The 12,721-nt window shown below is 65.4% G+C and carries 9 protein-coding genes; 4 read left to right on the forward strand and 5 right to left on the reverse strand.

Features of this window, described 5'->3' with window-relative positions; all coding sequences use genetic code 11:
- Window positions 1–262: 262 nt before the first annotated feature.
- The 5 genes from fdxA to MRY80_RS08940 all read right to left on the reverse strand — a co-directional run bounded on the left by fdxA (window position 263) and on the right by MRY80_RS08940 (window position 6,913).
- On the reverse strand, window positions 263–601 hold the full coding sequence (gene fdxA / locus MRY80_RS08920; RefSeq protein ID WP_293290478.1) for a ferredoxin FdxA: 339 nt from the start codon (window positions 599–601) through the stop codon (window positions 263–265).
- Window positions 602–748: 147 nt separating this feature from the next.
- A complete protein-coding gene (locus tag MRY80_RS08925) occupies window positions 749–2,080 on the reverse strand; it encodes a GH1 family beta-glucosidase (protein WP_293290176.1) in 1,332 nt (443 codons plus the stop codon).
- Window positions 2,081–2,145: 65 nt separating this feature from the next.
- Window positions 2,146–2,535, reverse strand: coding sequence for an RNA-binding S4 domain-containing protein (locus MRY80_RS08930; RefSeq protein WP_293290178.1), 390 nt, complete (start codon window positions 2,533–2,535; stop codon window positions 2,146–2,148).
- Between the two features lie 4 nt (window positions 2,536–2,539).
- A complete protein-coding gene (locus MRY80_RS08935; protein WP_293290180.1) occupies window positions 2,540–5,632 on the reverse strand; it encodes a helicase-related protein in 3,093 nt (1,030 codons plus the stop codon).
- Between the two features lie 594 nt (window positions 5,633–6,226).
- Window positions 6,227–6,913 (reverse strand): TlpA family protein disulfide reductase, encoded by a 687-nt coding sequence (locus MRY80_RS08940; protein WP_293290182.1) that lies wholly within the window; start codon window positions 6,911–6,913, stop codon window positions 6,227–6,229.
- Between MRY80_RS08940 and argH the strand changes: the two genes are divergently transcribed.
- From argH to MRY80_RS08960, 4 genes are all read left to right on the forward strand, one after another.
- Complete coding sequence (gene argH / locus MRY80_RS08945; protein WP_293290183.1) at window positions 6,912–8,324, forward strand: argininosuccinate lyase; 1,413 nt, start codon at window positions 6,912–6,914, stop codon at window positions 8,322–8,324. The two genes, MRY80_RS08940 and argH, sit on opposite strands and share 2 nt — an antisense overlap.
- Window positions 8,325–8,459: 135 nt before the next feature.
- A complete protein-coding gene (locus MRY80_RS08950) occupies window positions 8,460–8,633 on the forward strand; it encodes a lipoprotein (protein WP_293290185.1) in 174 nt (57 codons plus the stop codon).
- A gap of 25 nt (window positions 8,634–8,658) precedes the next feature.
- Complete coding sequence (gene lysA, locus MRY80_RS08955) at window positions 8,659–9,924, forward strand: diaminopimelate decarboxylase (protein ID WP_293290187.1); 1,266 nt, start codon at window positions 8,659–8,661, stop codon at window positions 9,922–9,924.
- A gap of 105 nt (window positions 9,925–10,029) precedes the next feature.
- Window positions 10,030–12,558: a TIGR02302 family protein gene (locus MRY80_RS08960; protein WP_293290189.1), complete on the forward strand. Its 2,529-nt coding sequence runs from the start codon at window positions 10,030–10,032 to the stop codon at window positions 12,556–12,558.
- The last annotated feature ends 163 nt before the right edge of the window (window positions 12,559–12,721 follow it).

Raw genomic sequence — 12,721 nt, forward strand, 5'->3', positions numbered from 1 at the left:
GCAGATCGGGCCCCAGAAGGGTCGCGATGACCTGCCGGTGATGAACCGGTGAGCAGGCGTTCTATCAAATTGGGAGTGTCAAACAGCCCAAGCGCGTGACGAGAAATGGCATTCTTGTGCTATTACCACAAAAATGCGCGATTTTCAATGCGTTGCACAATTTTCGGGCTTCAGCCCGCCCGCGATGACGGGTTTACCTTAACGTAAATGGTAATGCCGCCAGGCAAGTTCAAGCTGTCCGCGGGGCCGACGGCCGCTCTCGTCAGTCGCCTTCGCCCGGATTGGCGGAGAAGAACTGCTCGTATTTGTTCTCGACGCCGTCCATCTCCTTGCTCTCGGGCAAGGGCTCGCGCTTGACGGTGATGTTGGGCCACTTCTCGGCGTATTCGGTGTTGATCTGAAGCCACTTGTCCATCCCCGGCTCGGTGTCGGGGCGGATGGCGTCGGCCGGGCATTCGGGCTCGCACACGCCGCAGTCGATGCATTCGTCCGGATGGATGACGAGCATGTTCTCGCCTTCGTAGAAACAGTCTACCGGGCAGACTTCCACGCAGTCGGTGTATTTGCAGCGAATGCAGTTATCGATGACGACATAGGTCACGGGCGGCTCCAGCATGTGGCGGCCGACCGGAACCGGCCGCGGAATCCGGGGATGGGTACCGGCTTTGCCGAAAGCGTGCAAGGGGGCAAAAACGCACGTCGGTGAAAGGATTTTCGACGGATTGCGCCCTGATTGGCAAACCTGTTCTCAGTTGCCGCCAATCGCATGGCGAAAGGCTTCGTAAGAGGCCTTGGGAGTCCGCTTCTGGGTCTCGTAGTCCACATGCACCATCCCGAAGCGTTTGGCATAGCCCTGCGCCCATTCGTAATTGTCGAGGAGCGACCAGCCGAAATAGCCCTGCACCGGCGCGCCGTCGGCGATCGCCCGCAGCACGGCCTTCATGTGCGCGTCGAAATAATCGACGCGGATGGCGTCGTCGACGCGCCCGTTTTCGACGTGATCGTCCCAGGCCATGCCGTTCTCGGTGACGATAATCGGCGTGTCCTTCGTATAGTCGCGATGCAGGCGGGTGAGGATCGCGTGGAGGCCGTCGGGATAGATTTCCCACCCCATGTCGGTGGTCGGCAGCGGGCCGGGCACGGCCTTGATCGACGGCCAGACGCTGTCCGGATCATGGGCGATATTGGAGCGGGTGTAATAATTGACGCCGAGCCAGTCGATCGGGGTGCCGATCGTTTCGAGATCGGCCTCGTAGCCCTGCGGCATATGGTCGCCCAGGCCTTCGAGGATGTCTTCCGGATAGCTCTTCTGCGTGATCGCCTGGATGAACCAGCGATTGTAGTGGCCGTCCTGGCGCCTTGCCGCAGCGACATCCTCCGGCGCGTCGCTGGCCGGATTGGCGTGCTCGAAATTCAGCACGATGCCGAGCTTGTCGCATCCCTCGGCACGCAGCGCCTCGACCGCGCGGCCATGCGCCAGCAACACGTGATGCATCGCGCGCGCGGCGGCGCGGATGTCGCGCAGGCCCGGCGCGTGAATGCCGAGAAAATGGCTGAGCCAGGCAACGCACCACGGTTCGTTGATCGTGGCGACCGTCTCCATGCGGTCGCCGATGCGGGCGAAGACGGTGCGGGCATAATCGGCGAACCAGTTCGCGACGTCGCGGTTGCGCCAGCCGCCGAAATCGGACAGCGCGGCCGGCAGGTCCCAGTGATACAGGGTCAGATAGGGCTTCAGGCCGCGTTCCAGGATGGCGTCGGTCAGCCGGTCGTAGAAGTCCAGCCCTTCTACATTAACGTTTGTGCCGTCGGGCATGATCCGCGCCCAGGATGTGGAGAAGCGATAGGCGTCGAAGCCGCCGTCGCGGATCAGGTCGAGATCTTCCTCGTAGCGGTGATAGTGGTCGCAGGCGATTGCGCCGGTTTCGGCATTGACCACATTTCCGGGTGTTGCGGCGAAAGTGTCCCAGTGCGACGGGCCTGCGCCGCCGAAGGACGATCCCTCGATCTGGTAGGCGGCGGTGGCCGCGCCGAACTGGAATCCGTCGGGAAAGTCAGAGCGTCGGAAGGAGAAGGTCATCAACGGGCCCTTGGGAGGTTCACTTTAACGTTGCAGTTGCCTTAGCACGAAGCGGGTGGCCGACGTCAATCTCCCTCGCCGATCAACTTGTCGACGGCGCGCCGTTCCTTCTTGGTCGGACGGCCCGCTCCCGGATCGCGCGTGCCGCTCATCCGGTCCAGCGCATTGTCCGGGCGCGGCGGGGGCGGCGGCGAAAGATCCTCATAAAGCAGGCGTGCCTCGGCGGCGGGGCCGCGGCGCGTGCCGCAATCGACGACCTTGTAGACGATGACCCGGCGCTCGAGCGCCACGGTCAGCACGTCACCGGGTTTGATTTCCTGGCTTGCCTGGGAAATCTTGTTGCCGTTGACGCGGACATGGCCGCCCTGGGCGAGCTTGGCGGCGAGCGTTCGAGATTTCGCCACGCGGGCGAAGAAGAGCCATTTGTCGATGCGCTGACTGGCGGCGCCCGTCATCTGGTCATTTCTTCATCTGGTCCTTCAAGGCGGCCAGCTTGGCGAAGGGCGAATCCGGATCGATGGGCGCTTCGCGGCGCGGCGGCCTGGCGGAGCCGGCATTGCCGCCCTTGTTCTTGCCGCCATGATGCTGTCCGCGCTGGTCGCCGTCGCGCTTGCCGCGCGGTTTGCCCTTGCCGCCTTTCGGACGCTGGCCCTCGCCGCGTTCGCGACCTTCCTGGGCCGGTGCGCCGTCGCGGCGCTGTCCGCCTTGCGGGCGCTTGCCGCGCCGGCCGCGGTCGCCGCGCACCTGGTACCAGACGAGAACCGGCTTGGGTTCCTCGGCTTCGGCAGCCGGCTCCGTCGTTTCGCCCTCCGGCTCTACGGCGGCCTGCGGGGCTGTCTCGGATTCGGTGGCAGGCTCGGTCTGCGGTTCCTCGCTCGCGGCTTCTTCGACGCCCGGGGTCGGCTCGGGCTCGGGCGCAGTCTCCGGTGCCGGTTCGTCGGAGGCGGCCTCGGTTGCGGGTTCAGCCGTCTGTTCGGCAGTCACCTCGTCCGACGGTTCGCTTGCCGCATCCTCGGTGGCCGGTGCCGCGGGCGTGTCGGCTTCGGCGGGAGCCTCCGGTTCGGCCGGCGCGCTTGCTGCCTTCAACTCGGCGAGCTTCGCATCGAAATCGGCCGCTTCGACCTTGTCGTGGCGGTAGCCGAGGCTGCCGAGCACGGCTTCCATGTCGTCGGCGGTCGCGCCGAGGATCGACATCATCGCCGGCGTGACGAAGAAGCGTCCGCCGCCAGCAGCCCCCTCGGGCAGCGCGTTGCCGCCTTCGCGGAACTGCAGCGCCGGGCGGATCAGGTCTGCGAGGCGCTCCAGAATGTCCACGCGCACGGCGCGGCTGCCGAGATGGCGATAGCCGGCGAGCTTGTAGAAGGCGGTGTCGAATTCGGGATCCGGCACCAGCGAAGTCCGGCCGGTCGACAGCATATGCACGACGTCGCCATAGCCGGGCTTGTCCTTGCCGTCATTGGCGAGCGCCCAGAGCAGGGTCAAAAGGCCGGCCGGCGCGGGCTTGATCAGGGCCGGGATGAAGATGTGGTAGAAGCCGAAACGCGCACCGTAGCGACGCAGCGCCGCGCGGCCGTCCTGGTCGAGCGACCGGATCTCGTCGGAGATCTCGCGGCGCGGGACGATGCCGTAATTCTCGATCAGGCGGAATCCGATGCCGCGGGCGATGCCGGACAATTCGTCGGCGCGCCCCAGATCGACCAGCGGCTTGAGATGCGTCTCAATGTGATGGGCGACGAAGCGCTCGAGGCGCGCGGCCACCTTGTCGCGGGACGGGCCGGTCAACTGCTCGTCGGCCAACAGCACGACGCGCGGCTTCAGCCATTCCTCGCCGGCCGTCATCGACGCGACCGGCTGGCCGATCCAGCGCAACACGCCGTCCATCGACACGGCGAAATCGCCGTTGCCGGCGGCGGCAAGCCGTTCGGCGCGGGTGTCGAACTCGGTCGCCAGCGCCTTGGCGGCAGCCGCCTTCACGGCCTTGGCGTCCTCGCCTTCCGCGGATTTGTCCGCTGAAAAGCGGAAACCGTCGAGCCGTCCGACATGGTGGCCTTCCACCGTTACATCGCCGTCCGGGCTGATATCTGCTTGCATTGTCACGTTCTCTCGCAACCGCTTCATGAGCACGGATGTCCTGCGGTCTACAAAGCGTTTCGTCAACCTGTCATGCAACGCGTCGGACAGCTTGTCCTCGATCGCGCGCGTCTTTTCTTGCCAGTGTAGCGGATCGGCAAGCCATCCGGGCCGGTTGGCCACATAGGTCCAGGTGCGGATCTGGGCGATACGGGCCGACAGGGTGTCGATCTCGCCATCCGCGCGATCGGCGCGCAGAACCTGCTCGGCCATGTAGTCCTCGTCGACATGGCCGCGCCGGACCAAGTCGAAGAATATCTGCGAAATGATGTCGGCATGCTGGGCCGGGGCGATCTTGCGGTAGTCGGGCAGCATGCAGCCTTCCCACAACAGCGCCACTTCGTCCCGGCCCCGGCAGATGTCGGCGACGGTCGCGTCGCGGGCCAGGAATTCCAGCGCGCGCTGGTCGACGGCGGGCAGCGCCTTGGTCAGGCCGGGGAGATTGGGCGGGGTCTCCAGCGAGGCGCGCAGGTCGGCGATGGAGGAGAAGTCGAGCTGGCGCGAGCGCCATTGCAGCACTTTCACCGGCTCGAATTCATGGCCCTCGATGCGTTCGACGGTCTCGTCGTCGAGCGGATGGGCGTAGCCCGAGACGCCGAAGGTGCCGTCGCGCATGTGGCGTCCGGCGCGCCCGGCGATCTGGGCCATCTCGGCGGGCGACAGTTCACGGAAGGAATAGCCGTCGAACTTCCTGAGCTGGGCGAAGGCGACGTGATCGACGTCGAGATTGAGCCCCATGCCGATGGCGTCGGTTGCGACGAGATACTCGACGTCGCCGGACTGGTAGAGTTCGACCTGCGCATTGCGTGTGCGCGGGCTGAGCGCGCCCATGACGACCGCGGCGCCGCCGCGCTGGCGGCGGATCAGTTCGGCGATCGCGTAGACCTCGTCGGCGGAGAAGGCGACGATAGCGGACCGGCGGGGCAGGCGGGTGATCTTCTTGGAGCCCGCATAGGCCAGATGCGACATGCGGGGCCGCGAGACGATGTCGATGCCCGGCATCAGCGCGCGCAGGATCGGCGCCATCGTGCCGGCCCCCAGCAGCAATGTCTCTTCGCGGCCGCGCAGGTTGAGGATGCGGTCGGTGAAGATGTGGCCGCGCTCCAGATCGCCGGCCAGTTGCACCTCGTCGACGGCGACGAAGGCGGCGTCGGTCTGGGAGGGCATTGCTTCCACCGTGCAGACCGAGAAGCGGGCCTTGGGCGGAACGATCTTTTCCTCGCCGGTGATCAGCGCCACCTGGCCTGCGCCGACCTTCTCGGCGACGCGGCCATAGACCTCGCGGGCGAGCAGCCGCAGAGGCAGGCCGATCACGCCGCTGGAATGGGCGACCATGCGCTCGATGGCGTAGTGGGTCTTGCCGGTGTTGGTGGGCCCGAGAACCGCCTTGACGGTGTGGCCGGTCATGATTTGAGGGGGCATTGACTCTGGCATGAAATTCGAATCCGGGGGTATCCGGCGCCGATCGGCATTTTCGGGAGACTTTTCCGCCTTTAGCACGCCGACTCGGCAATTGCAGGGCGAAAAATACGCGAACTTACGGGCGTTTCACCGCTTCTGGGTTGTGAGGGTTAACAACCGGAACGAGTCTGGAACGAATCGGCGACGAATCGCTGACTCTCATAGGTTGCAGCTTTGTTCTCCACCAGATGTGGTGGTCCGCGGCCTCATGCACACCAGTTGGTGAATCGCGGCTGCGGCGTTCTCGTCGGTTGTCGGCGAATTCGTTAACGACCGCCCGCCGGGGCTGACAGGCGTTTCGCGGCCCCGGTTAATGAATTGATATGTATCGACTATTTTCACCATTTGTTAACCATGTGTGTTCGGGTTCCGGCAAGGTCTCGTTAACGAACAGAACCGAGGTGGAACGAATCGGCGACGAATCAGAGATAGGACAAGTTTCCTGTTTCGTTCTCACCACATGTGGTGTGTCCGTCGATGCCTCAGGCACAACTTTAACGATTCATCGGACGCGAGGCACCGCCATATCGGTGCTCGCGTTAACCTTTGGCCGCCTCAGTCTTCCTTCTTGATGACCGCGTCGATCAGGCGATAGGCGTCGTCGCTATCCCATTCCGCCGGGCCGTTCATGTTGGCGACGACGCAGTTCTCCTCGTCGACAAGCACCGTCACGGGCAATCCGAAGGCGAGCGATTCCTTCTTCATCGTGTTGAAGGCGCCGATCGTCGGGTCGTGATAGAAGCCGAGATTGGCGATGCCGATCTCGTCGAAGAAGGCACGCGGCTTGTCGTCCGAGCCGCCGTCGACGGAAATCGCGATCACCTCGAAATCCGCTCCGCCCTTGTTGGCCTGCAACCGGTCGAGCGCGGGCATTTCCGCGCGGCAGGGTGCGCACCAGGTCGCCCACAGATTGACGAGGCGCGGCTTGCCGCCGCTCGCGGCGAGCGTCGTCGGCTGCCCGTCGCCGTCGTTGAAGGCGAGCGTGGAAAGGTCGTTGGCCTCGGAGCGCGCGGCCATGGCTGCGATTTCGCCCGTCAGCAGCGGTTTGAGCTCCTGGCCCCTGGCGATGGCGGCCTCGCAGGCGCCGGTTTCGGCGCCATTGCCATGCAGCATGCCCGTGGCGTATATCCCGGCCGCGCCGGCGACGGCAGTCAGGCCGATGGCGACAGCGGCGATCATTGCGACGGGCGGGCGGCGACCCGCCGACGTCCCGTTCTTACTTTCCGGGGTTTTTTCACTCATGGGCGACGATACCAAGAACAGTGGTTCCAATCAGATGTGGGGCGGGCGCTTCGCATCCGGCCCCGCGGCAATCATGGAGGAGATCAACGCCTCCATCGGCTTCGATCGCAAGCTCTATGCCCAGGACATCGAGGGATCGATCGCGCATGCGGACATGCTGGCAGAATGTGACATAATTTCGGGCGACGACCGCGACAAGATCGTTCACGGGCTGAACACGATCCGGTCAGAGATCGAGGCGGGGGACTTCGCCTTCTCGCGCAAGCTCGAAGACATCCACATGAATATCGAGGCGCGCCTGTCTGATCTGATCGGACCGACGGCCGGCCGGCTGCACACGGCGCGTTCGCGCAACGACCAGGTGGCGCTCGATTTTCGCATGTGGGTGCGCGGCGAGGCGGACAAGGCCGTCGGGCTCCTCAAGGGGCTGATCGCAACGCTGCTGACCCGCGCCGAAGAGCACCGCGCCACCGTGATGCCGGGCTTCACCCATCTGCAGACGGCACAGCCGGTCACCTTCGGCCACCACCTGATGGCCTATGTGGAGATGTTCGGCCGCGACCTGTCGCGGATGAAGGACGCGCTTTCCAGGATGAACGAATGCCCGCTGGGCGCAGCCGCGCTTGCCGGCACGGGCTTTCCGATCGACCGGCACCGCACGGCCAGTGCGCTCGGCTTCGCCGAACCGACGCGCAACTCCATCGACACGGTTTCCGACCGGGATTTCGCGCTTGAGTTCATGTCCGCGGCTTCGATCTGCGCCACACACCTGTCGCGTTTCGCCGAGGAGATCGTCATCTGGTCGACGCCGCAATTCGGCTTCGTGACCCTGTCGGACGCCTTTTCGACCGGCTCGTCGATCATGCCGCAGAAGAAGAATCCCGACGCGGCCGAATTGGTTCGCGCCAAGACCGGCCGCATCAATGGCGATCTCGTGTCCCTGCTGACCGTGATGAAGGGTCTTCCGCTCGCCTATTCGAAGGACATGCAGGAGGACAAGGAGGCCGTGTTCGACGCCGCCGAGGCGCTGGAATTGGCGCTTGCCGCGATGACGGGCATGGTCGCCGACCTGACCGTCAACGACAAGGCGATGCGCGAAGCGGCGGCTTCCGGCTATTCGACGGCCACGGACCTCGCGGACTGGCTGGTGCGCGAACTCGGGATACCGTTCCGCGAGGCTCACCACGTCACCGGCCGCGCCGTCGCGATGGCAGAACAGAAGGGCGTGCGCCTCGACCGGCTGTCGCTGGAGGATCTGCAGTCGATCCATGACGGCGTGACCGCGGCCGTCTTTGAGGTCCTGACGGTCCGCAAGTCGGCGGCGAGCCGCAAGAGCTTCGGCGGCACCGCGCCGCAGGAAGTCGGTCGGCAGATCCGCTACTGGAAGAAGCGGCTGGCCAAGGAAAGCTGACTTGCAACGCTGATTTAACGGGCCGAACCGGAAGGTTCGGTCAGGGGTGTTCATTTGCGCCCCGGCACGCTAGGAAAACGGGCATCGATCCGGTTTCGGCCCGCGTGGCCGGTGGCAGCGAAAAGGTTGACGACGATGGGTCTCGCAGTCTCGCGCATTCTTCTCATGGCGGCGCTCGCCGCGAGCCTCGCCGCCTGCGGCCGTGCAGGCAGCCCCGAAGCGCCCAAGGCGGCCACCCAGGCGAGCCAGCCCGACGTGGATCAGGACGCCGACGACGAGCGGCGATTCATCCTGGATCCGCTGATCTGATACCCCATAGCCGCGGAACCGACCGGTGAACCATTTCGAGTATCGTGACGGCGTGCTTCACGCCGAGGATGTGCCGCTGCCGATGATCGCGCAGGCGGTCGGCACGCCCTTCTATTGCTATTCCACCGCCACGCTGGAGCGCCATTACACCGTGTTCGCGGATGCGTTTGCGGATATCGACGCGCTCGTCTGCTACGCGATGAAGGCCAATTCCAACCAGGCGGTGCTGACGACGCTGGCGAAGCTCGGTTCCGGCGCCGATGTTGTCTCGGAAGGCGAATTGCGCCGGGCGATGGCTGTCGGCATCCCGCCGGAAAAGATCCTGTTTTCCGGCGTCGGCAAGACCACACGCGAGATGGATGTTGCGCTTGAGGCGGGTATCCATTGCTTCAACGTGGAATCCGAACCCGAACTGGAACTCTTGTCGGCGCGCGCCGTCGCCGCCGGCAAGCAGGCCCCGGTCTCGCTGCGCATCAATCCGGATGTGGACGCGCGAACCCATCACAAGATTTCGACCGGCAAGAAGGGCGACAAGTTCGGCATCTCATGGCTGAGAGCGCGCGAGGTCTATCGTCGCGCGGCATCCCTGCCGGGCCTGAAGGTCTCCGGCATCGACATGCATATCGGCAGCCAGATCACCGAGTTGCAGCCTTTCGACGACGCGTTCCGGCTTCTGACCGAACTGGTCGAGCAGTTGCGCGCCGACGGCCACGCCATCGACCATGTCGATCTCGGCGGCGGGCTCGGCATCCCCTATCGCACCGACAATGCGCCGCCGCCGCTGCCGGCGGCCTATGCGGAGATCGTCAAGAAGCATGTCCGCCCACTTGGCGTGACCGCCGTGTTCGAGCCAGGCCGGATGATCGCCGGCAATGCCGGCATCCTGGTCACCGAAGTGGTCTATGTGAAGGAAACGGACGCCAAGTCCTTCGTCATCGTCGACGCCGCCATGAACGACCTGATCCGGCCGACATTGTACGAGGCGTGGCACGAAATGACGCCGGTCGTGGAAGCGGATCCCGACGGCCCGCGCATGCTGGCGGACATTGTCGGGCCGGTTTGCGAGTCGGGCGATTTTCTGGCGAAGGATCGGGAGATGGCAGCCGTTCAGGCCGGCGACCTGATCACCTTCGGGTCCGCCGGCGCTTACGGGGCGGTCCAGGCGGGCACCTACAATTCGCGCCTCCTCGTGCCGGAAGTGATCGTCAAGGGTGACAGCTATCACGTCTGCAGGCCGCGCCCGAGCTACGAGGAACTGATCGGTCTCGACAGCGTGCCGGACTGGTTCTGAGCAGGCTGTCGTCGCACATGACGAAGCTGTGAACCGTTTTCTTGCTTTTGCGCCTCGTCTTTGCCCGTTTCAGTGCTAATTTCGTCTCATTGAGGCATGAGGCGCATGGCAGACGAGACCGAAACCGTCCCATCCACCCTTTCGCGCCGGCTGCGGCCGGTTCGCTTCGTCACGCGTATCGCAATGGTCGCGGAACGGGTGCTGCCGCGCCTGTTGCCGATCGCCGCGATCGTGGCGCTTTTTGCCATCCTGTCATGGTTCGGCCTGTTCCGTCAGGTCGGTGACACGACGCGTATCGGCGTTGCCGTGGCGCTCGGCGTCGCCGCAGTGGCGAGCCTTTGGCCCCTGCGCGGTCTGCGGATGCCGGGATCGTCCGATATCGACCGGCGTCTCGAGCAGGACAACGCGCTTTCCCATGCGCCGATCACCACCCAGGACGACCGGTTGTCGGCCGGCTCCGACGACGCGTTTTCGGCCGCGCTGTGGCGCGAACACCAGCGGCGGATGGCGACGCGTGTCGACGGCGTACATGGCGCACATGCCAGGACCGACATTCCGGCGCGCGACCCCTATGCGCTGCGGGCGGCCGTCGTGCTGGTGCTGGTCACGGCGTTTGCATGGTCCTTCGGTTCGTCGGGCGGATCGATCCGCGACGCGTTTCGCAGCCATCAGTTGGCAGAAGTCGTGCCGCCGCGCATCGACGCCTGGATCACCCCGCCGGCCTATACCGGCATGGCGCCCCTTTTCCTGACGTCCGGGCAGAATGCCGAGAGAACGGCGTTTACGGTGCCGGAAGGCAGTCTGGCCGTGGTGCGCATCGCAGGCGGAACCGGCGGCGAAACCGTGACCTGGCCGGAAGCGCAGACCCCGCTTGCCACGACGGCTGAGGAGGGGCAGGCGCAGCCGGCGAGTTCTCGGCGCTTCGAGGTGACGCTGGAAGCATCCGGCCGGCTGGAAATCTCCGGCGGCGGGCTGGAGACCTTGCGCGACTGGGCATTCACCGTGACGCCGGATCACGCGCCGACCATCGCGTTCGAAGGCGATCCCGTGCGCGCCGCCAATGGCGCCATGACGCTGAACTACGTCGCGCAGGACGACTATCGCGTCACCAAGGCGCGCGGCCTGATCGAACTGGCCGAGGATGGCGCGGAAACCGCCCGCCCGCTTTACGAGGCGCCGGAGTTGCAGTTGGCCGTGCCGCGCCGCTCGTCCAAGGACGGCGCGGCGAAGACGATGCGCGATCTGAGCGAACATCCCTGGGCGGGCGCGCAGGTGCGCATGATGCTGGAAGCCGAGGACGATCGCGGGCAGACCGGACGCAGCGAAACCAAGACCCTGATCCTGCCGGGCCGCCCCTTCGCCAATCCGCTGGCGCGCGCCGTCATCGAGCAGCGGCGCAACCTCGCCCTCGACGCCAATGCGGTGAAGGACATCGTCGACGTGATCGACGTTTTGACGCTCTACCCCGAGGAGACGATCCGCAACGCCAGCCATTTCCTGGGCCTCGTCACGGCGCGGGCGCGGCTTCTGGAGGCGCGGGGAAATGACGAGGCGCTGCGCGGTGTCGTCGATTATCTTTGGGAGTTCGCTCGCACGATCGAGGACGGCAATCTGTCTGACGCGGAGAAACGTCTGCAGGCTGCCCAGCAGGCGCTGAAGGAGGCGCTGGAAAACGGCGCGTCCGACGAGGAGATCGAGCAACTGATGGCCGAATTGCGCGAGGCCATGCAGGACTATCTGAGCGAACTCGCCCGCCAGATGGAGAACAATCCCGAGCTTGCCCAGCAGATGCCGCAAGAGAACATGCAGGAACTGGACATGCAGAGCCTGGAGGAGATGCTCAACCGGCTCGAGGAACTCGCCAAGTCCGGCGCGCGCGAACAGGCGCAGGAACTGCTCAGCCAGTTGCAGGACATGATGAACAACCTGCAGATGGGCCAGCGGCAGATGCAGCAGGGGCGCCAGCAGAGCCAGGCCCAGCAGCAGATGAACGAATTGGGCGAGATCCTGCGGCGCCAGCAGGAGCTGATGAACGAGACCTATCGCCAGAGCCGTCGCGGCCAGCAGGGCCAGCAAGGGCAGCAGCCCGGCCAACAGCCGGGTCAGCAGGGCGAAAAGGGCCAGATGGGCGAGAACGGCATGGGCGAAAATGGCCTGCAGGGCCTCGCACCCGGCCAGCAGGCGCTGCGAGACCGGCTCGAGCAGTTCATGGACGGCCTGCGCGGCATGGGCATCAATCCGGGCGAGGAATTCGGCGAGGCCGGGCGCGAAATGGGCGAGGCCGGCCAGTCATTGCAGGACGGGCAGGGCGAACAGGCCTTCTCCGATCAGGGCCAGGCGATGGACGCGCTCCGGCGCGGGGCCGACTCCATGATGCAGCAGATGCAGCAGGCGATGGGCCAGGGCGAAGGCCAGGCGCAGCCGGGCGGCAACCGCGCCGGCATCGACCGCGACCCGCTCGGTCGGCCGCAGCGTTCGGCCGGACCGGATTTCGGCGAATCGGTGGAAATTCCCGACGAGATCGACATTCGCCGCGCCCGCGAAATTCTTGACGCGATCCGCAAGCGTCTCGGCAACGCGCTGTCGCCGCAGCTCGAGAAGGAATATCTCGAGCGCCTGCTGGATCTGAACTGAGGCTTTTTTGTTCGGCTCCGCGCCGGCCCCTCTCCGTCACGGCTGTGCCGCGACACCTCTCCCCGCTTGCGGGGCGAGGAACCACTTCGTCAGGATCCGGCGCACAAGTTCCGTGTGATCGCGGGGCCGCTTCCTCGCCGGCTTGCGGGGAGTGGTCGTCGGG

The organism is Oricola sp., from assembly GCF_022763245.1.
In the GTDB taxonomy this organism is placed as follows: Bacteria; Pseudomonadota; Alphaproteobacteria; order Rhizobiales; family Rhizobiaceae; genus Oricola.

Coding starts and splice junctions, on each gene's coding strand:
- MRY80_RS08925 (WP_293290176.1), bottom strand. CDS start 2,080: ATGACCTTCTCCTTCCGACGCTCTGACTTTCCCGACGGATTCCAGTTC.
- MRY80_RS08930 (WP_293290178.1), bottom strand. CDS start 2,535: ATGACGGGCGCCGCCAGTCAGCGCATCGACAAATGGCTCTTCTTCGCC.
- MRY80_RS08935 (WP_293290180.1), bottom strand. CDS start 5,632: ATGCCCCCTCAAATCATGACCGGCCACACCGTCAAGGCGGTTCTCGGG.
- argH (WP_293290183.1), top strand. CDS start 6,912: ATGGGCGACGATACCAAGAACAGTGGTTCCAATCAGATGTGGGGCGGG.
- MRY80_RS08940 (WP_293290182.1), bottom strand. CDS start 6,913: ATGAGTGAAAAAACCCCGGAAAGTAAGAACGGGACGTCGGCGGGTCGC.
- MRY80_RS08950 (WP_293290185.1), top strand. CDS start 8,460: ATGGGTCTCGCAGTCTCGCGCATTCTTCTCATGGCGGCGCTCGCCGCG.
- MRY80_RS08960 (WP_293290189.1), top strand. CDS start 10,030: ATGGCAGACGAGACCGAAACCGTCCCATCCACCCTTTCGCGCCGGCTG.